Annotated in this window: 19 protein-coding genes; 14 read left to right on the top strand and 5 right to left on the bottom strand. The window is 56.9% G+C overall.

Features of this window, described 5'->3' with window-relative positions; all coding sequences use genetic code 11:
- Nucleotides 1-3: 3 nt before the first annotated feature.
- Nucleotides 4-1,494 carry a ribosome biogenesis GTPase Der gene (gene der / locus PJL69_RS02135; protein WP_271308183.1) on the top strand — a complete coding sequence of 497 codons (1,491 nt, stop codon included), beginning with the start codon at nt 4-6 and terminating at the stop codon, nt 1,492-1,494.
- 260 nt (nt 1,495-1,754) lie between these two features.
- Nucleotides 1,755-2,741: a fatty acid desaturase gene (locus PJL69_RS02140; RefSeq protein ID WP_271308184.1), complete on the top strand. Its 987-nt coding sequence runs from the start codon at nt 1,755-1,757 to the stop codon at nt 2,739-2,741.
- A gap of 60 nt (nt 2,742-2,801) precedes the next feature.
- Here PJL69_RS02140 and serS read toward each other — a convergent pair whose 3' ends face one another.
- A complete protein-coding gene (gene serS / locus PJL69_RS02145) occupies nt 2,802-4,094 on the bottom strand; it encodes a serine--tRNA ligase (protein ID WP_271308185.1) in 1,293 nt (430 codons plus the stop codon).
- Nucleotides 4,095-4,171: 77 nt separating this feature from the next.
- A complete protein-coding gene (locus PJL69_RS02150; protein WP_271308186.1) occupies nt 4,172-5,821 on the bottom strand; it encodes a pentapeptide repeat-containing protein in 1,650 nt (549 codons plus the stop codon).
- Between the two features lie 182 nt (nt 5,822-6,003).
- Between PJL69_RS02150 and yajC the strand changes: the two genes are divergently transcribed.
- The 12 genes from yajC (at nt 6,004) to PJL69_RS02210 (ending at nt 15,110) form a co-directional block, all read left to right on the top strand.
- Entirely contained in the window at nt 6,004-6,288 is a 285-nt protein-coding gene (gene yajC, locus PJL69_RS02155; protein WP_271308187.1) for a preprotein translocase subunit YajC, read from the top strand.
- Between the two features lie 30 nt (nt 6,289-6,318).
- Complete coding sequence (gene secD, locus PJL69_RS02160; protein WP_271308188.1) at nt 6,319-7,980, top strand: protein translocase subunit SecD; 1,662 nt, start codon at nt 6,319-6,321, stop codon at nt 7,978-7,980.
- A gap of 3 nt (nt 7,981-7,983) precedes the next feature.
- Nucleotides 7,984-8,952, top strand: coding sequence for a protein translocase subunit SecF (gene secF, locus PJL69_RS02165; RefSeq protein ID WP_271308189.1), 969 nt, complete (start codon nt 7,984-7,986; stop codon nt 8,950-8,952).
- Nucleotides 8,945-9,712 carry a TSUP family transporter gene (locus PJL69_RS02170; RefSeq protein WP_271308190.1) on the top strand — a complete coding sequence of 256 codons (768 nt, stop codon included), beginning with the start codon at nt 8,945-8,947 and terminating at the stop codon, nt 9,710-9,712. Before secF ends, PJL69_RS02170 begins: the two co-directional genes overlap by 8 nt.
- A gap of 12 nt (nt 9,713-9,724) precedes the next feature.
- Nucleotides 9,725-10,078, top strand: coding sequence for an Mth938-like domain-containing protein (locus tag PJL69_RS02175; protein WP_271308191.1), 354 nt, complete (start codon nt 9,725-9,727; stop codon nt 10,076-10,078).
- A gap of 170 nt (nt 10,079-10,248) precedes the next feature.
- A complete protein-coding gene (gene ccmA / locus PJL69_RS02180; protein WP_271308192.1) occupies nt 10,249-10,869 on the top strand; it encodes a heme ABC exporter ATP-binding protein CcmA in 621 nt (206 codons plus the stop codon).
- Nucleotides 10,866-11,522, top strand: coding sequence for a heme exporter protein CcmB (gene ccmB / locus PJL69_RS02185; RefSeq protein WP_271308193.1), 657 nt, complete (start codon nt 10,866-10,868; stop codon nt 11,520-11,522). Before ccmA ends, ccmB begins: the two co-directional genes overlap by 4 nt.
- 90 nt (nt 11,523-11,612) lie before the next feature.
- On the top strand, nt 11,613-12,365 hold the full coding sequence (locus tag PJL69_RS02190) for a heme ABC transporter permease (protein ID WP_209095339.1): 753 nt from the start codon (nt 11,613-11,615) through the stop codon (nt 12,363-12,365).
- On the top strand, nt 12,362-12,520 hold the full coding sequence (ccmD, locus tag PJL69_RS02195; protein ID WP_209060353.1) for a heme exporter protein CcmD: 159 nt from the start codon (nt 12,362-12,364) through the stop codon (nt 12,518-12,520). Before PJL69_RS02190 ends, ccmD begins: the two co-directional genes overlap by 4 nt.
- On the top strand, nt 12,507-13,046 hold the full coding sequence (locus PJL69_RS02200) for a DsbE family thiol:disulfide interchange protein (protein ID WP_271308194.1): 540 nt from the start codon (nt 12,507-12,509) through the stop codon (nt 13,044-13,046). The genes ccmD and PJL69_RS02200 overlap by 14 nt, the downstream gene beginning before the upstream one ends.
- A 138-nt stretch (nt 13,047-13,184) precedes the next feature.
- Complete coding sequence (locus tag PJL69_RS02205; RefSeq protein WP_271308195.1) at nt 13,185-14,219, top strand: endonuclease/exonuclease/phosphatase family protein; 1,035 nt, start codon at nt 13,185-13,187, stop codon at nt 14,217-14,219.
- A 195-nt stretch (nt 14,220-14,414) separates the two neighbouring features.
- A complete protein-coding gene (locus PJL69_RS02210; protein WP_271308196.1) occupies nt 14,415-15,110 on the top strand; it encodes a DUF1223 domain-containing protein in 696 nt (231 codons plus the stop codon).
- Between the two features lie 43 nt (nt 15,111-15,153).
- Here the strand turns inward: PJL69_RS02210 and PJL69_RS02215 are convergent, their stop codons facing one another.
- The 3 genes from PJL69_RS02215 to purB all read right to left on the bottom strand — a co-directional run bounded on the left by PJL69_RS02215 (nt 15,154) and on the right by purB (nt 18,411).
- On the bottom strand, nt 15,154-16,233 hold the full coding sequence (locus PJL69_RS02215; RefSeq protein WP_271308197.1) for a flagellar motor switch protein FliG: 1,080 nt from the start codon (nt 16,231-16,233) through the stop codon (nt 15,154-15,156).
- A gap of 185 nt (nt 16,234-16,418) precedes the next feature.
- Nucleotides 16,419-16,955 carry a tetratricopeptide repeat protein gene (locus PJL69_RS02220; RefSeq protein ID WP_271308198.1) on the bottom strand — a complete coding sequence of 179 codons (537 nt, stop codon included), beginning with the start codon at nt 16,953-16,955 and terminating at the stop codon, nt 16,419-16,421.
- A 151-nt stretch (nt 16,956-17,106) separates the two neighbouring features.
- Entirely contained in the window at nt 17,107-18,411 is a 1,305-nt protein-coding gene (purB, locus tag PJL69_RS02225; RefSeq protein ID WP_209095346.1) for an adenylosuccinate lyase, read from the bottom strand.
- Nucleotides 18,412-18,556: the final 145 nt, after the last annotated feature.

An 18,556-nucleotide genomic window follows, 5' to 3' on the forward strand; every position in this document is an offset into this window, starting at 1 on the left:
GTCATGAGTTTCACGCTCGCCATTGTGGGCCGCCCAAATGTGGGCAAATCCACCCTGTTCAATCGCCTTGTCGGCAAAAAACTCGCGCTGGTGGATGACCAACCGGGGGTGACGCGTGATTTGCGCGAAGGCGATGCAAAACTGGCCGATCTGCGTTTTACCGCGATTGATACGGCAGGTCTGGAAGATGCGACCGATGACAGTCTTGAAGGGCGCATGCGCCGCCTGACGGAACGTGCGGTGGATATGGCGGATATCTGTCTGTTCATGATTGATGCCCGGGCAGGGGTCACCCCCACCGATATGATCTTTGCCGAGATCCTGCGCAAACGCGCCACCCATGTGATCCTCGCTGCCAATAAAGGCGAGGGCTCCGCTGCGGATTCCGGTGTGATCGAAGCTTATTCGCTTGGCCTTGGCGAGCCGATCCGCCTGTCCGCAGAACATGGCGAAGGTCTCAACGACCTCTACACACATCTTATGCCGCTCGCAGATGAGTTTGCCAAACGCGCCAAAGCTCTGGATGACGAAGTCGAGACCGATGTCGACCTCGACGAAGACGAGGCGGATGAAGAGATCGATCCCGATGCGCTGCGCCCGTCTCAGATGCTCACCGAGCGCCGTCCTTTGCAGATTGCCGTTGTGGGGCGTCCGAATGCTGGTAAATCCACGCTGATCAACCAGATCATTGGCGAGGACCGCCTGCTGACCGGCCCGGAAGCCGGGATCACCCGCGATGCCATCAGCCTGCGCACCACTTGGGACGACACGCCCATGCGCATCTTTGACACGGCGGGCATGCGCAAAAAGGCAAAAGTGCAGGACAAGCTGGAAAAGCTCTCTGTCGGTGACGGCCTGCGCGCCGTTAAATTTGCCGAGGTTGTGGTTGTGCTTCTGGACGCTGCCATTCCGTTTGAACAACAGGATCTGCGCATTGCCGATCTGGCCGAACGTGAGGGCCGGGCGGTGATCGTCGCGGTCAACAAGTGGGACGTCGAAGAGCACAAGCAGGAGAAACTGCGCGACCTCAAAGAGGCGTTCAACCGCCTGCTGCCACAGTTGCGCGGCGCTCCGCTTATCACCGTATCGGCAAAAACTGGCCGCGGGTTGGAACGTCTGCATGACGCCATTCTGGATGCCTACGACACATGGAACCGCCGCATTCCCACCGCGGCGCTCAACCGCTGGCTCGTGGAAATGCTGCAACAGCACCCGCCACCCGCGCCACAGGGCAAGCGCATCAAGCTGCGCTATATGACCCAGGCCAAGACCCGCCCACCGGGATTTGTGGTGATGTGCTCGCACCCAGATAAGATTCCGGAGAGCTATTCTCGTTATCTTATCAATGGCTTGCGCGAGACATTTGATATGCCGGGGACACCGATCCGCCTCACCATGCGCGGACAGGGTGACAAAAACCCCTATAAGGGCAAAAAGAAATCCACGCCCTCGCGTCTGCGCAAACATATCAAGGGCCGTGGCGCGTCTTACTAAGACCCTGTGCCACATACACCGCTTCCGGGCCGCCCCAACTGGGCGGCCTTTTTGCATGGCAGCGGCTGGCACGGTGTGCGGCGGCAAAGGGTGAGGTTTCGGTCTGGTTGAAAACCTGCGTCATCGCGCACGTTGCCGAAGGTTAATTTCGGGTTATAGTTGGGGTCAGCGCGCCATTTCAGCAATGGTCGCGTATTTGACACAAACCCAGGCCAGTTTTTAGGCTCAGGCGGAAATCTTATTTTACAGAGGGGTTTGCGATGGAAATTCGCGAGCGCTTAAAAGAATACACAGTTCAGGATGACCGTATTGGCGCGGTCAGTTTCTTTGCCACGTTTGCGTTCTATTTTGCGACGCTCGCTCTTGCGATTACGCATCAGGACACATGGTATCTGCTCCTCCCACTCATGGCGCTGAATGGGCTGTCAGCGGTCAGGCTCTATGTTTTGCAGCATGACACGGGGCACGCCTCGCTCTTCAAAAGCCGCAAACACAACGATTGGGCAGGGGAGGCGCTGTCGGTTGTGACCTTCGCGCCCTACGCCGCGATGCGCCACAATCACAACATGCACCACTCACACCTCGGCAACCTCGATCATCGGGACACGGGCGAAATTCACACCATGACGGTGCGCGAATGGGAGGCCGCCGGATTTTGGGAGCGCCTGCAATACCGGCTCTACCGCAATCCCTTCATTCTGATTCCGCTGGGCAGCCTGTTCACCTATTTCATCCGCTACCGCTGGCCCAAAAACGCCCACACCATGTGGCGCTCTGTGGTGCTGCACAATCTGGTGGTGCTGGCCTACATGGGCGCAATCTATGCGCTGGCGGGTTGGAACGGGGTGCTGATCTGGTTCCTCAGCTCGCTCTTTGGCGGCATGGTTGGGGTGTTTATGGTCTATCTTCAGCATAATTTTGAAGACACCTATTGGGATCGCCGCCCAGATCTGGATCCGCGTCTGGCGGCGCTGCAAGGGTCCTCGGCACTTGATCTCGGCTGGTGGATGGATCTGGCCTCCGCCAATATCGCCTATCACGACATCCACCACTTCAACGCCCGCATCCCGCATTACAATCTGCGCCGCTGCCACCAGATGATCCGCGATGAATTTGACCTGCCCACCATCAAATGGCCCGAGGCGATCCGCTCTTTCTCGCTCAAACTCTGGGATGAAGAAGCGGAGCGGTTGGTGCCTTTCCCCAAAAAGCGCCAGACCCAAAGCTCAATGACAGCGGCAGAATAAAAAAGCGCGGCGCACCGGTCACCGGCGCCGCGCTTCTTTTTTGGACTGTCAGGCTGGAGCTTAAGCCAGCTTACCCTCAGCGGTCAGCACGGTTTTGCCACCCAGATAGGGCGCAAGCACCTCTGGAAGCACAACAGAGCCATCCGCCTGTTGACCGTTTTCCAGAACCGCAATCAGGCAGCGGCCCACCGCGAGGCCGGAGCCATTCAGCGTGTGCACATATTCCGGCTTGCCGCCATCGGTGGGGCGGAAGCGGGCGTTCATGCGGCGCGCCTGAAAATCACCGGTGGTGGAGACAGAGCTGATCTCGCGATAGGTGTTCTGCCCCGGGATCCACGCTTCGATGTCAAAGGTGCGGCGCGCGCCAAAGCCCATGTCGCCGGTGCAGAGCACCACGGTACGATAGGGGATGCCGAGCTTTTCCAGAATGTCCTCGGCACAGCGCAGCATGCGCTTTTGCTCGTCTTCGCTGTTGTCCGGATGGGTGATCGAAACCATCTCCACCTTTTCAAACTGGTGCTGGCGCAGCATGCCGGAGGTGTCTTTGCCCGCGCTGCCCGCTTCCGAGCGGAAACACAGGGAATGCGCGGTCATGCGGATCGGCAGGGCGCTTTCTTCGAGGATGTCATTTGCCACCGAATAGGTCAGCGGGATTTCCGAGGTTGAGATCAGCCACCAGCCATTGGTGGTCTGATAGCTGTCTTCGGCAAATTTGGGCAGTTTATCGGTGCCAAACATCGCCTCATCACGCACCAGCACCGGGGTGTTGATTTCGGTGAGCCCGTTTTCATCCACATGGGTGTCGATCATGAATTGCGCCAGCGCGCGGTGAATGCGTGCCACCGCGCCTTTGAGCATCACAAACCGCGCGCCGGAGATTTTGGCAGCGGTGTCAAAATTCATGCTCGCGGCCACGCCGCCGATTTCAAAATGTTCCACCGGGGTGAAATCCATCTCGCGCGGGGTGCCCCAGCGGTTGATTTCGACGTTGTCGTCCTCATCCGCCCCATCGGGCACATCCGCGGCGGGCAGGTTGGCAATGCGCGCCAGCGCGTCATTGAGCTTGGCGTCCAGCTCCTTGGCCTCATTCTGCATCGCCGCCACTTCGGATTTCTTCTCCCCCACAAGGGCGCGCAGCCGTTCAAACTCGGCCTCGTCACCCTTGGCTTTGGCGGCACCCACCTCTTTGGCGGCGGCTTTCTGAGCGGCTTGCGCAGCCTCAGCGGCCGCAATCTTGGCGCGGCGCTCTTCATCAAGGGCCAGCAAAGAGGCGGACATGGCCGCATCCCCACGGCGGGTCAGGGCGGCGTCAAAAGCGGCCGGGTTCTCGCGGATCGCTTTAATGTCATGCATCTCATGTGTCCTTCGATAATATGTGATTCACAGTGCCGCCTATATGCCGGAGCAGGGGCGGGAGGGGAAGCGTTGTGTTAGTCGGGGATCTCGACACCTTTTGACGCGGCAAAGACGCGCCATTTGGCGTGGAACGCCTCATAACTCAGGTCTTTCTTTTGGGACCAATTTGGCGGAAGCGAAGTATCAGGCGGTAGCGTAACGGATCCATCTCCAAACATATCCTGCAAATGGGGCGCTATTTGTGGTACGTTGGTAAAATCCACAAACTTCACAGAGGCCGCTAGGAGATTGGCCTCTGTGAGGTTTGATTTCTGATCGAGTTTCGCGCTGCTGAGGTCTGCCCCCTGCAGTTTCGCGCTGCTGAGGTTTGCCCCCTGCAATTCCGCGCCGATGAGGTATGCCCCCTGCAATTCCGCGCCGATGAGGTATGCCCCCTGCAATTCCGCGCTGCTGAGGTCTGCCCCCTGCAATTCCGCGCTGCTGAGGTATGCCCCCTGCAATTCCGCGCTGCTGAGGTTTGCCCCCAGCAGTTTCGCGCCGATGAGGTTTGCCCCCTGCAATTCCGCGCCGATGAGGTCTGCCCCCTGCAATTCCGCGCTGTCGAGGTCTGCCCCCTGCAGTTTCGCGCTGCTGAGGTTTGCCCCCTGCAATTCCGCGCCGATGAGGTCTGCCCCCTGCAATTCCGCGCTGCTGAGGTTTGCCCCCTGCAGTTTCGCGCCGATGAGGTATGCCCCCTGCAATTCCGCGCCGATGAGGTCTGCCCCCTGCAATTCCGCGCTGCTGAGGTCTGCCCCCTGCAATTCCGCGCTGCTGAGGTTTGCCCCCTGCAGTTTCGCGCCGATGAGGTATGCCCCCTGCAGTTTCGCGCCGCCGAGGTTTGCCTTTTCAAATGTCAAATATACCAAATCCATGTGCTGAAGGTTCGCGCCTCGCAGGTCGATTTCCAGCGCGTCTTTGTGGTCAGGCGCATTGACGGCCAGTCGCCCCAGAACTTGCACGGCGTTTTGCATGTCTGAGCGTTGCACGGTTAGGCTTCTTGCCCATTCTCGGACATTGTCGATGTCTTCTTTGTCTGGGGGCACTTTTGCCGGATAAGCTTTGGAAAGCTCGCGCACATAGACACTGAGCAAACGGGACACCCGCACAGCTTCCTGTGGTTCCTCGCGCACCAAACCTTCCAGATGGTCAATGGCGGCATTGCGGCGGGTTATGTCATCTTCCCAAACCGTTCCCCAACCGCTCTCGGTTTCTTTCGATACCTGTCGCTGCGCATGCAAATCCGCCGCAGCCTCAGTAATCTTTTCATTGAACAGCGCAGCTTTTGCGGTCTCTGTCTGCTCCTGCGTCAGCTTCAGGCGCAGCACGGTAAAGGGCAGCGCAACAACCGCGCCCAATGTTGCCGTCAGCGCCGCCAGTTGGATCAGCGGAAAGCGGTTGGCGGTAAAATCCGCGGCAAAAAACAGTTGATGCACAATCATGCCAATGGTGACGATCAGCCCGCCAAACAGGCAAAGCGCCAATACCGCCCAGAATAGCGCCACCGCGACAAACCATTTTGCAGGCCAGCGCTTTGCGCCAAGCGCCTCTTGCAACCGCGCAATCGCCGTGTTTTCCTTATTAGCCCCCGATGGCAGCGCACAAAAGAGTGTCACCGCGAAAATCATCATGGTCACAAATGCCGTCAGAAACTGAAAATCCTCTGTGGTGAGGGTGATTGTTGTCATGCCTGCCTCTGCTCTTACTGCGATTTCACACTAGGGTTGCGTCAATCGCACGTCCACCCGACAAACGGCAGAGATGCATCCGCATTTCCCATCATCTCGCCTTGCAAGTGTCGCTTAAGCCCCATAGGTTCCCTGCGACTTCGCGAGGCTTTGGCCTGCACTCTAAAAAAGGGATTCACACCATGGACCAAATTGGCCAGTTTCTGCCGCTCATTCTGATCTTTGCGATCATGTATTTTCTGCTCATCCGCCCGCAGCAGAAGAAAGTGAAAGAACATCAGGCCATGGTGGCCGGTGTGCGCCGGGGCGACCAGATCGTGACCCAGGGCGGTCTGATCGGCAAAATCGCCAAGGTCAAAGACGACAATGAAGTCGAAGTTGAGCTGGCCGAAAACGTGAAAGTGCGTGTGGTCAAATCCACCATCGCACAGGTTCTGGCCAAGACCGAAGCGGCCAAATCCGAATAATCTAAAAAGACCACCAACAGGGCTGCAAACATGCTGCAAATCGACCTTTGGAAACGGGTCCTGATCTGGCTCACCTGCGCGGTGGGCCTGCTCTTGGCCACGCCAAATGCCTTTTATCCGAAGGTGGAGGCCCATAATGACGCGCTCGCCGCCATGGAGTTCGGCGAGCTCAATGACGAGTTGGAGGAGGCGGTCGCCGCTTGGCCGTCCTTCATGCCCAGCCGTCTGGTGAACCTCGGCCTCGATCTGCGCGGTGGCGCGCATCTTCTGGCCGAGGTCAAGGTGGCCGACGTCTACGAAAGCCGCATGAAAGCCATGTGGCCTGAGGTGCGCGATCTGCTGCGTGGCGAGCGCGCCACCATCGGCACCATCCGCCTGCAGCCGTCCCCCGCGGATGAGCTGCGCGTGAAAATCTCCAAGCCCGAGGCCATTCAGGAAGCCGCCAGCCTTGTGCGCGGCCTGTCGCGCCCGGTGACATCCATCACCGGGGCCGGGGCCTCTGACATCGTGGTGCGCACCGATGGTGATGTGATCATCGTCACGCTCTCCGATGCGGAAAAACTCGCCACCGACGAGCGCACCGTGCAGCAAGCGCTGGAAATCATCCGCCGCCGGATTGACGAGGTCGGCACACGTGAGCCGACCATTCAGCGCCAAGGTGCGGACCGTATTCTCATTCAGGTGCCGGGCATTGGCTCTGCGTCTGAGCTGAAAGACATCATCGGCACCACCGCACAGCTGACCTTTAACCCGGTTGTGGGCCGTGTCTCTGACCCGGACGCGCCCGCAGGTGTCGGCAACGAAGTGCTGCCATCGCTGGATGAAGAGGGCGTCTACTACATCGTGGAAAGCGCGCCTGTGGTCACCGGCGAAGAGTTGGTTGATGCGCAGCCAAGCTTTGACCAAAACAACCGCCCCGCTGTGTCCTTCCGCTTCAACCCGACCGGCGCGCGCAAATTCGGCAACTACACCGCTGACAACATCGGCAGCCCGTTTGCCATCGTGCTCGACAAAGAAGTGATCTCCGCACCGGTCATTCAGGCCCATATCGCGGGCGGCTCCGGCATCATCACCGGGCGCTTCACTGTGGAAGAAAGCACCAACCTCGCCGTGCTGCTGCGCGCGGGTGCACTGCCTGCCGGTCTGGAATTCCTTGAGGAACGCACCATCGGCCCAGAGCTTGGTCAAGACAGCATCGAGGCAGGCCGCATCGCCTGTATCGTCGCCTTTGTCGCCGTGCTGGTCTTCATGTTCCTCAGCTACGGCACCTTTGGTCTGTTTGCCAATATCGCGCTCATCATCAACGTGGGCCTGATCTTTGGCCTGCTCAGCCTGATTGGCGCCACGCTCACCCTGCCGGGCATTGCCGGGATCGTGCTGACCATCGGTATGGCGGTGGACGCCAACGTGCTGGTGTTTGAGCGTATCCGCGAAGAGCTGAAATCGGCCAAAGGCCCAGCCCGCGCCATCGAGCTTGGCTATGAAAAGGCGCTCTCTGCCATTCTGGACGCCAACATCACCACATTCATCACCGCCGTGATCCTCTTTGCCGTGGGCTCCGGCCCGGTACGCGGCTTTGCCATCACGCTGGGGCTTGGCATTCTCACCTCCGTCTTCACCGCGATCTTTGTGACGCGCGTGATGATCGTGATGTGGTTTGAACGCCGCCGTCCCAAGACAATCGAGGTATAAGCCATGCGTTTGAGACTGGTTCCCCAAGAGACCAAATGGGATTTCTTCTCGCGTCCAACCCTGTGGCTGGGCATCTCCGGCGCGCTGATGGTGGCTGCAATGGTCAGCTTCTTCCTTCAGGGGCTGAACTTCGGCATCGACTTCCGCGGTGGCACAACCATCCGCACCGAAAGCGCACAGCCGGTGGTCGTTGGCGACTACCGCGAAGCGCTGGTGCCGCTGGAGCTCGGCGACATTTCCATCACCGAAGTGTTTGATCCCACCTTTGAGGCGGATCAGTATGTGACGATGATCCGCATTCAGGCCCAGGAAGGCGAAGAGGCGGTGACATCTGATGTGATTGAACGTGTTGAGGCACAACTGAAAACCGTGGTGTCGGACATCAAGTTTGTTTCCGTCGAATCCGTTGGCCCGAAAGTGTCTGGCGAGCTGATCAAGACTGCCGCGATTGCGGTGCTCTTGGCGATTGGCGCGGTTCTGGTCTACATCTGGCTGCGCTTTGAATGGCAGTTCGCCCTCGGCGCCGTGGCGGCCCTTGTGCACGATGTTGTGCTGACCATCGGGGTGTTCTCTGAGCTTCAGATCCGCTTTGACTTGGCCATCATCGCGGCGCTTCTGACCATCGTGGGCTACTCGCTCAACGACACCGTGGTTGTGTTTGACCGTGTTCGTGAGAACCTGCGCAAGTACAAGAAGATGGAGCTGAAGGATGTGCTCAACATCTCGATCAACGAGACCCTGAGCCGCACGATGATGACCTCTGTCACCACATTGCTCGCTCTGATCTCGCTCTTTGTGCTGGGGGGCGACGTGATCCGTGGCTTCGTATTTGCCATGATCTGGGGTGTGATTGTCGGGACATACAGCTCGATCTTCATCGCCTCTGCTGTGCTGCTGAAGCTCGGCGTAAAGCGGGACTGGTCCAAACCAGACAACACCGCTGGCAATCAATTCGCCAATATTGATGCCTGATTTTCTGACCCAGGCCCTCGCTCTTGACGGGTTGGCCTGGGTCGCCGCAGCGGCATTTATTGCAGGCTGCGTTCGCGGATTTGCCGGATTTGGCACCGCGATGATTTACCTTCCTATTGCCGCACAAATCATGCCGCCCGTCTGGGCGATCACCACTTTGGCGAGCATGGACATCATTGCCCCCTCCGTGCATATCCCGGCGGCGTTGCGCAACGGCCATCGCCGCGATCTGTTGCGGCTCATGATCGGTGTTGTCGCACTTCTGCCGCTCGGGCTTTGGCTGCTGGCGCGCACGGAACCTGATGTCTACCGCTATCTGGTCTCCATCCTGTCTCTCTTGATGCTGGTCGTGTTGCTTGGCGGCTTTCGCTATCGCGGCTCAGTGACGCCCCCTATGGTCTATGGCATCGGTGGGGCTGGGGGGCTTCTGGGGGGTGCGGCTGGGCTGCCGGGTCCGCCTGTGATCCTCTTCTATATGGCCAGTCGCCATGGCCCCGCTGTGATCCGTGCCAATACCAGCGCGTATCTGTTCTTCTATGACATTCTGCTGCTGGTCATTTTGCTCTGTCTCAGCCGGTTTGAGATGGCACCTTTTGTGCTCGGCATCCTGTTGTCTGTCCCGGCGATGGCGGGCAACCTGCTTGGGGGCTGGCTGTTTGATCCGCGCCATGAGAAACTCTATCGCATCGTGGCCTATGTGATCATCGCGGCTGCGGCGCTTTCGGGATTGCCGATCTTGAACGCGGGCGGGACGCACTAGCAGGAGACGACCATGCAGATGACCGAAGTGACCTATACCGACGCCATTCCAATCGACAGCTACGGCCCCGGCTTTTTCCGCATTGGCGGAGAGGTGATCGAAGGCGGTGCTGTGATCCACGCCAAAGGCGCACGCAGCTGGTCCGGCTATGACGACCCAGCCGCAGTGCTGGCGCTGGGTGATGACATCGATTTCATTCTAATGGGCACAGGTGCGGCCATGGCCCCGGTGCCCGCCAGTTTTCGGGAGGCGCTGGAGGCCGCTGGGATCGGGGTGGAGCCGATGGCCTCAGCTTCCGCCTGCCGCACCTACAATGTGCTGGTGAACGAGGGGCGGCGGGTCGCAGCTGTACTTCTCCCTGTCTAAACGCGTTGCGCAACGCACGCTCTGTTCAGACTTGGCCGATGTGCAAAAAACCGCAAAATTGCACCTACGCGATACTGCCGCAATACCGATGCGATACCGACACCCCGTGTTTTGCCTGCGTCAAAAGGTTACTCTTTTGCCACCTCTGAAAACCGGATAGATGCAAACCTATGACTTTGCGCGTAAAAAATGTCAGCGTGGCTCGCGGCGGCGTGGCTGTTCTGGAAGGGATCACCTTTGATGTGCCGCCCGGCAAGGGACTGATTCTCAAAGGCCCCAATGGGGTTGGAAAAACCACACTTCTGCGCACGGTGGCCGGGCTGCAACCCGCCTTCAAAGGCACGATCGAAGCGCCTGAGGAAAGCATCGCTTACGCCGCCCACAGCGACGGTTTGAAAGCAATGCTGACTGTGGTTGAGAACCTAAAGTTTTGGGCGGAAGTATTTGGAAAGACAGACATATCCGCTGCTATACAGGGCTTTGATCTGGTCGATTTACAAGACCGTCTCGCAGGCTCGCTCTCTGCCGGTCAGAAGCGCCGCCTCGGCCTCGCGCGCCTTTTGGTGACAGGTCGACCGATCTGGATTCTGGATGAGCCCACTGTCTCGCTGGACACAGCCTCCGTCGCACTCTTCGCCCGCGCGGTAGAGCAGCACCTCCAATCCGGCGGCAGCGCCCTCCTTGCCACCCATATAGAGCTTGGCCTCAACGTCGACACACTAGATGTTGGGCCATATCGCGCCACGGCCCGCGAAGGCACCATATCGGGTTATGACGAGGCGTTCCTATGAAAGCGTTGTTGCTGCGGGATTTGAAACTGGCTTTCCGAGCCGGGGGTGGCTTTGGGCTCGGAATCGCTTTTTTCCTTATAGTTGTGATACTTGTACCGTTTTCAGTAGGACCCGAGAGCGGCCTTCTGACGAAGATCGCACCCGGTATCCTCTGGCTCGGCGCACTGCTCGCCTGCCTGTTGTCACTTGACCGCATTCTGGCGCTCGACTGGGAAGACGGTACTTTGGATCTGGTGGCCACATCACCCTTACCGCTGGAGGCTGTGGTGTCGGTCAAAGCGCTGGCTCACTGGCTCACAACAGGAGTCCCACTTGTCGTGGCTGCGCCGCTCTTTGGCGTGCTGCTGAATTTGCCGTCTCAGGGTTATGTCTGGCTCGTGACGTCTTTGGCTTTGGGTACCCCTGCACTGAGTGTAATTGGAACATTTGGCGCTGCATTGACGGTCGGAATCAAACGCGGGGGGCTCCTGCTTTCTCTTTTGATGTTACCACTTTACGTGCCGACCCTCATCTTTGGAGCAGAGCTTGCGCGGCGCGGCGCGGAAGGGCAGGCCGTATCTACGCCGCTATTGATGCTTGCCGGGATCACCTTTGGTGTCATTGCGCTTTTGCCCTTTGCCAGTGCGGCGGTATTGCGTGTTAATCTGCGATAGCGCTTAGGGTATTTAATCCATATCAAAGCAGCTGTGATGCTCTCATGGAAGTGAGATGCAAGACTCGGCACAGAAAGTTAGGACGACCGCATGGGATCGATCTGGGAATATGCCAATCCGGTGAAATTCAGCCAAACCGTTTCACGGTTCCTGGCACCTGTCGCGATCACAGCAGGTGCCTGTTTGGTGGTTGGCCTGATCTGGGGCTTTTTCTTTACACCGGATGACTTTCGCCAAGGCTCAACTGTGAAAATCATCTATCTGCATGTGCCCTCCGCGCTGATGGCGATCAATGCGTGGTTCATGATGCTGGTCACCTCGCTGATCTGGCTGGTGCGCCGCCATCATGTGAGCGCCCTTGCGGCCAAGGCAGCCGCGCCCATTGGCATGGTCATGACTGTGATTGCGCTCCTTACGGGGGCGATCTGGGGGCAACCGATGTGGGGCACATGGTGGGCCTGGGATCCGCGCTTGACCTCTTTCCTTATCCTTTTTCTGTTTTATCTTGGCTACATAGCCCTTTGGGAAGCGATTGATGATCCCGACACCGCCGCAGATTTGACGTCTGTTCTGTGTATTGTAGGATCGGTTTTTGCCGTGCTCAGCCGCTACGCCGTAAACTTCTGGAATCAGGGTTTGCATCAGGGCGCATCCTTCGCCCGTGTTGAGGCAGTAACGGGAGGGGACACGACAGAGAAGGTTTCTAACGTTTTCTTCGTACCATTGCTGGTGTGCATCGCGGGTTTCGTTCTGCTGTTTGTGGCATTGGTTTTGTTGCGCACGCGCACTGAAATTCACAAGCGCCGCACACGTGCGCTATTGGCAAGGGAGCGCTTGGCATGATGCCGGACCTTGGAAAATACGCTGACACGGTGCTGTCGTCATATGCGGTTTCGCTGCTGTTGATCGCAGGTCTTGTTTGGCTCAGCATTCGTGCCGCTCGCAAAGCCCGTGCGGATCTTGATCAAGTGGAGGCCCGTCGCAATGAGCGCTCGTAAAGTTTCTCCGCTGATATTGTTGCCGCCCTTACTCTTTGCGGGACTTGCGACGCTCTTTCTGATCGGAATGCAACGCCAGAATCCTGATGAACTGCCGAGCGCCTTGGTTGGCCAACAGGCACCGACCGCTGAAATGACGCCATTGGCCGACAAACCCATGTGGAATGATGCTGCGCTGCGCAGTGGCCAGCCGACATTGGTGAACTTCTGGGCCAGTTGGTGTGGCCCGTGCCGGGTAGAGCATCCCAACCTTATGCAATTGCAGCAGGAAGGTATTGCTGTTTTGGGGGTCAATTACAAAGACATGCAGGGCAATGCCTTGTCTTTCCTCAAAGAATTGGGGGATCCCTATGAGGCCGTGGGCGCTGATAGCGCGGGCCGTATGGCCCTGAACTGGGGTGTCTATGGCGTGCCGGAAACCTATTTGATTGATGGTCAGGGCAATGTGGTGCTGCGTATCGCAGGCCCCGTAACGCAGCGCGAACTTGATGAGCGGCTGCGGCCTGCACTTGAGAGCTTGAAATAGCCTTCCCCACATACGTTCTATGACCAACCCACGCTTCTTGGCGTGGGTTTTTCTTTGTGAGTGCGATTTGGTGATCAGGCCGATTTGGTCTACCACTAAAGGGATTTTACAGAGTGATTATCTTTTGGAGTGAGAGTGATGCGTTTTGCCGCCTACAATATCGAACATTTTGATCGCGCCTTTACCAATCAGAACGCGCTTGAATTGGATCACAAGCGTAAGAGCCGGGATCCTCTGCCGCAAATTGAGGCCGTAGGCGCTGTGCTGTCAGAAATCGATGCAGATCTGATTGGCATCACCGAAGCGCCCAACACAGCCAAAGGGCGCGACGCGGTAAAATCCACAGTGACTTGTTTGGAAAATTTCGCGGCTCATGCGGGGCTGCGCGCACGCAAATGTCTGTTTGGTTTCAACGCAGGTACGCAGGAAATCGCGGTGCTCTATGATCCCGATACGTTGGAAGTCAGCCACAAGCCCAGTGGTGTCTCGGGGAGTGCGAAGAGCCCCAGGTTTGATGAAGCTTTTCTTTATGACGCAGACGAAGATGGTTTGCTTGAGTTACACCGCCATGATCGGCCACCGCTCGAAGCACGTGTTCTGCGCAAGGATGGCGGCGCAGACATCAATCTGTTTGTGGTTCATGCCAAATCCAAGGGGATTTTCAATAGTGTTGATCTGGTAAACTTGGAGCGGACGTCGCGCAAAAACCGACTTCGTTTGTTTGCGCAAGCTGCCTCTATTCGGGAACGCGTCGAACGCTTGCTGCAAGAAGAGGCACATGTTGTTGTAATGGGGGATATCAACGACGGGCCAGGAATGGACGAGCATGAGGCCAAGTTTGGACGCTCTGCTGTTGAAATCATCATGGGAGATCTTTTCGAGCCAGAAAAGATTTTACGCTGTTACGCCGGACGCCCAAAATGGAAACGGTTTGGTTGGGAGCCATCCACCACGCGGTTTTATGACCAGATCACGGAAGATCCGATCAATGCAATGATCGACCTTATACTGACAAGTCAGTCTATACGTCCGTTCGGCGGAGCGGCATATAAGATTTGGAACCCTTATGAAATGTGGACAAAATCCGAACGAGAGACAGACCAAAACCAAATGCTGAGCAAGGCTCTCAAATCTGCAAGTGATCATTTTCCGGTTAGTTTCGACTTTCAATGACACGTTAGGTGTTTGCAGGGCAGGGGCGCTGTGGACCGTTCACGGTCATCCAGTAGACGCCTGTTCATCAAACTTGTGGTTCATATGTCTCATAGACTGTTACTTCACCGATTTCTCGCGAAACCTTGATTGGCAAGTGAGCCGTCGCAGGCATAAAACGATGTCTGGGACACGCTCTAGGGGATGACTGTGACTATGATCCGAACAACAGCTATTTTTGCGACTCTGTGGCTTTCACTTGCTTCAACAGTTGCCGCACAAGAGTCGCCTGTTGTCGTGGAACTATATACATCTCAGGGGTGTTCTTCTTGCCCACCGGCAGATGCTTACTTGCGGGAGCAATTGGCGGGGAGAGAAGATGTTATCGCCCTCGCGCTGCACGTTGATTATTGGGATTACATTGGCTGGAAAGATGAGTTTGCCAACCCTGCTTTCACCCAACGCCAACACAGCTACGCCCGCGCTGCGGGGCATCGCTCAGTATATACGCCTCAGATGATCGTGAATGGACAAGATCACGTGGTTGGAGCGCATCCGAACAAAGTTGAGCGGTTGATTGAGGCGCATAAGGCTGCGCCAGAATTGGTTGACCTGCAAGTCATCCGGAATGGCGCTACAGTGAGTATTGCCGCTTCGACAGAGTTAAGCACGCCGATGAATGTGCATGTCGTCCGATATCGGCCTGCTGAGAAGGTTTCGATCAAGCGCGGAGAGAATGCAGGTAAGGTGTTTTCTTATGCCAATATTGTGGATGATTGGCAAAATGTGCGTCGCTGGACTGGGCGGAGTGATCTTGCCATGGAAGTTTCGATTGATGGCTCCGCGCCGTTGGTTGTGTTGATCCAACGCGAAAACGGCGGCCCCATTGTTGCCGCCGCTCGTTTGAAGTGAGGTTCTCCTAAAGCGAACCCGCATTGGTCACGAGGGTAGGGAATTAATCCTCGTCGTCGTCCTCGTCGCTGATCAGTTCAATCTCGCCAAGTTCAACCAACTCACGCACGCCAGTGGTGATTTCTGACATCGCGGCTTCGGCCTCTTTGGTTTTGACTTCACCGCGGTCTGTGATGCCTTCGCGCAGCTGATCAGCCATACGCGCCGACATGTTGTTGAGAATGAATTCGGTCGCGATCCCAAAGTCACCTTCTGTGGCGTAGGCCATTGCGGTGATCAAAGTGCCTTCATCCAGATCCCGCACAAGCCGCGGAATATCCAGTGGTTTCACACGTGTCGCGATATGGGCGTACGTAAAGATGCGTCGGCGAACGGCAACTGCGAACTCGGCATCTTTCTCATCAAGAGACTCAAGCACATTGTCGCGTGTCGCAGTTGTGGCATTGTTGAGGATGGCGCCAAGGCGATCCTCTGGGCCTTGTTTGAACGCCTTAGGAGGACGGTCTTCGATTTGGCAGGCCAAAGTCAGTCCGATGCGGTCCACGGCCTCTGGTGTGATGCTTTCGGTCATGGACATCGCGTATGTGATCCGGCGCGCCTTCTCACCTGGGAGCTTAGCCAGCACGGTCGCGGCCTTATCGACCGGCAGTTTTGACATCAGAACAGCAGACACCTCGATGCTTTCGCTATCAACCATTTTGACCAGTTCGGGTACAGTCAGATCCTTGATGCGTGACCAAGGGTTCCCAATCATACGAACGCCGGCCTCTTTGCGCAGTCGCGCCTCCGTGAGCGGACTGATTTGCCCCTGCAGAACGCTGAGTGCGCCTGATACTCCATTTGGGAAGAACAGGCCAATAGACTCCAATTCTTGGGCAAACTCCATGAGCACTTCAGCGAGCGTGTCGCGGTCGATATAGCCCATGTCGCCCATCATGTAGGTCAGATCGGCTTGGTGTCCGTCTGACAGCTCTCCCAAAGCCAGTTCTGCGCCTTCGTTGAGAAGAAAGCGCACAATGATCGCAGCCTTTTGTGGACGGGTGAGAGTGGGTTTGCCGAGGTTGCCAAAACTGGGCATATCAGTGGGGCCGCCCAGCGGCGCCAGAGGAATCGGACTGCTCATCAATGTCTCCATAGATCTTGGGCAGCAATCTCTCACCCAACCCTAAATAAACTCTGAACAACTTGCTTAAAGCGTCGTGGTTTTTTCTGACAGTTGCGGGCGACAGCACTGTCCAAAACTGATCGCGTTGCGTGCGCTTAAGGTGCGGTTGGGGCAAACATGGGTGTCACGTTTGCCCCAAAAGATCAGTAATTAAACGTGTCGCCGGTTTGAATTGCCTTGGCAAGAGCAACCTCGGGCCAGCTGCCTTCGCCGCCACGGTCCCTGATTTCTTTCAACTGAACACGCGCAAGATCAAGTCTACCTGCTTCGACATGGGCCTGCCCCATGTAGGATCTCGCCAGAATGTTGTCTGGGTTCTGTACCAGCGCCTTGTTGTAATAGCGCATGCCTTCATCAACATTGCCCAACCGACGGTGTGTGAACCCCCAATAGGTCAGGACGCGATCAGAATTTTGGTCTGACATCATTGCCAGCAGGTTCTGAGCCGCAGCGTTTTCACCAGCATAGGCCAGGCTGCGCAGGCTTTCAAAATAGTCATCGTCGGTCAGTGAGCTGTCTTTTTGCACCACACATTTGCCGGCGCTTTCGCTGTAGACCTTGCCACTGCTGCAATGAACAGTTTTCGGCTTGGGTTCAGACGATCCGCTGCCAGCAGCCCAGACCGGCCCGGATAAAGCAAAAACAGCAACAGACGCGACTGCGAAGGATTTGAATGACATCTTTTTCTTCTCCAAAAACTTTCTGTGCTAAGCATTACGCTAACACGCGGTATTGAGATGTCGTAGTCACAGCCCTGTTAGTTCAAAAAAAGTTTAAAAAAGGCGCAGCCAATGGCCGCGCCCTTCTTAGATTAGTTTCGCAATCCGCGTCTTAGTCTTTGAAAACGCGTGCGAAAATCGTGTCGACATGTTTGGTGTGGTAGCCCATGTCAAACTTTTCGTTGATGCCATCTTCACCAAGTGCAGCCACGACCTCTGCATCGGCGAGAAGCTGCTCTTGGAAATCCACGCGTTCTTCCCAGACTTTCAAGGCGTTGCGTTGTACCATCGCATAGGCATCTTCTCGGCTCACACCAGCTTGGGTTAGAGCGAGAAGCACCCGTTGTGACATCACCAGCCCGGGGAATTTGTTCATGTTGTCAAGCATGTTCTCTGGGAAGATCAGCATTTTGTCGATGACACCGGCCAGACGATTCAACGCGAAGTCCAGCGTGACGGTGGCGTCAGGGCCGATGCCACGCTCCACAGAAGAGTGGGAGATATCGCGCTCATGCCACAAGGCAACGTTTTCCATCGCAGGGATCACAGTCATGCGGACCAGACGGGCCAGACCGGTCAGGTTCTCGGTCAGAACCGGGTTCTTTTTGTGCGGCATCGCAGACGAGCCTTTCTGGCCCATTGAGAAGAATTCCGCTCCTTCCAGCACCTCGGTGCGCTGCATGTGACGGATTTCAACCGCGATGTTCTCTATGGAGCTTGCAATCACACCCAGCGTGGCGAAGAACATGGCGTGACGGTCACGTGGGATCACCTGTGTGGAGATTGGCTCTGGGGACAGGCCAAGCTTTGCGCATACGTGCTCTTCGACCGCCGGATCAATGTTGGCAAAAGTGCCAACTGCGCCGGAAATCGCACCGGTTGCGATCTCTTCGCGCGCTTGTTGCAGGCGTGCTTTGTTGCGGTCCATTTCGGCGTAGAAACGCGCAAAAGTCAGCCCCATGGTGGTGGGTTCCGCGTGGATGCCGTGAGAGCGACCAACGCGCAGAGTGTCTTTGTGCTCGTAAGCGCGCTTTTTCAGGGCTGCGAGGACTTTGTCGAGATCGGCAAGCAGAATGTCAGCTGCGCGCACAAGTTGGACGTTCAGACAGGTGTCCAGAACGTCAGAAGAGGTCATGCCCTGATGCACGAAGCGGGCTTCTTCGGAGCCGACATGCTCTGCCAGGTGGGTCAGGAAGGCGATGACATCGTGTTTGGTGACTGCTTCGATTTCATCGATGCGTGCCACGTCGAATTCCACATCTTTGGCTTTCCAGACGGCATCCGCGTTTTCCTGCGGGATAACGCCCAAATTGGCTTGAGCGTCGCAGGCGTGCGCCTCGATTTCGTACCAGATGCGGAACTTGGTTTCAGGCGACCAAACGGCGACCATCTCGGGGCGGGCATAACGCGGGATCATATCTCAGCCTTGTTTTTAGCGTGGGGTCGAGCGTCGTTTAGACGGCAAAGTGCCAAACAGCAAGGGAAGGTGCGGTATACGGTGTATATTGCTTGTATTTTGCACGCTTTGGGTGTCCTAATGCGCGAAATTTCAATGGAGGCAT

The sequence above is a fragment of the Shimia sp. MMG029 genome, from assembly GCF_027947445.1.
Lineage (GTDB): Bacteria > Pseudomonadota > Alphaproteobacteria > Rhodobacterales > Rhodobacteraceae > Shimia.

Excerpts from the sequence above, each read along its gene's own strand:
- ccmD (WP_209060353.1), top strand. The coding sequence starts at position 12,362 with ATGATGCCGGACCTTGGAAAATACGCTGACACGGTGCTGTCGTCATAT.
- PJL69_RS02150 (WP_271308186.1), bottom strand. The coding sequence starts at position 5,821 with ATGACAACAATCACCCTCACCACAGAGGATTTTCAGTTTCTGACGGCA.
- PJL69_RS02190 (WP_209095339.1), top strand. The coding sequence starts at position 11,613 with ATGGGATCGATCTGGGAATATGCCAATCCGGTGAAATTCAGCCAAACC.
- secF (WP_271308189.1), top strand. The coding sequence starts at position 7,984 with ATGCGTTTGAGACTGGTTCCCCAAGAGACCAAATGGGATTTCTTCTCG.
- ccmB (WP_271308193.1), top strand. The coding sequence starts at position 10,866 with ATGAAAGCGTTGTTGCTGCGGGATTTGAAACTGGCTTTCCGAGCCGGG.
- PJL69_RS02200 (WP_271308194.1), top strand. The coding sequence starts at position 12,507 with ATGAGCGCTCGTAAAGTTTCTCCGCTGATATTGTTGCCGCCCTTACTC.
- PJL69_RS02220 (WP_271308198.1), bottom strand. The coding sequence starts at position 16,955 with ATGTCATTCAAATCCTTCGCAGTCGCGTCTGTTGCTGTTTTTGCTTTA.
- der (WP_271308183.1), top strand. The coding sequence starts at position 4 with ATGAGTTTCACGCTCGCCATTGTGGGCCGCCCAAATGTGGGCAAATCC.
- PJL69_RS02140 (WP_271308184.1), top strand. The coding sequence starts at position 1,755 with ATGGAAATTCGCGAGCGCTTAAAAGAATACACAGTTCAGGATGACCGT.
- serS (WP_271308185.1), bottom strand. The coding sequence starts at position 4,094 with ATGCATGACATTAAAGCGATCCGCGAGAACCCGGCCGCTTTTGACGCC.
- PJL69_RS02215 (WP_271308197.1), bottom strand. The coding sequence starts at position 16,233 with ATGAGCAGTCCGATTCCTCTGGCGCCGCTGGGCGGCCCCACTGATATG.
- purB (WP_209095346.1), bottom strand. The coding sequence starts at position 18,411 with ATGATCCCGCGTTATGCCCGCCCCGAGATGGTCGCCGTTTGGTCGCCT.
- ccmA (WP_271308192.1), top strand. The coding sequence starts at position 10,249 with ATGACTTTGCGCGTAAAAAATGTCAGCGTGGCTCGCGGCGGCGTGGCT.
- secD (WP_271308188.1), top strand. The coding sequence starts at position 6,319 with ATGCTGCAAATCGACCTTTGGAAACGGGTCCTGATCTGGCTCACCTGC.
- PJL69_RS02205 (WP_271308195.1), top strand. The coding sequence starts at position 13,185 with ATGCGTTTTGCCGCCTACAATATCGAACATTTTGATCGCGCCTTTACC.
- PJL69_RS02210 (WP_271308196.1), top strand. The coding sequence starts at position 14,415 with ATGATCCGAACAACAGCTATTTTTGCGACTCTGTGGCTTTCACTTGCT.
- yajC (WP_271308187.1), top strand. The coding sequence starts at position 6,004 with ATGGACCAAATTGGCCAGTTTCTGCCGCTCATTCTGATCTTTGCGATC.
- PJL69_RS02175 (WP_271308191.1), top strand. The coding sequence starts at position 9,725 with ATGCAGATGACCGAAGTGACCTATACCGACGCCATTCCAATCGACAGC.
- PJL69_RS02170 (WP_271308190.1), top strand. The coding sequence starts at position 8,945 with ATGCCTGATTTTCTGACCCAGGCCCTCGCTCTTGACGGGTTGGCCTGG.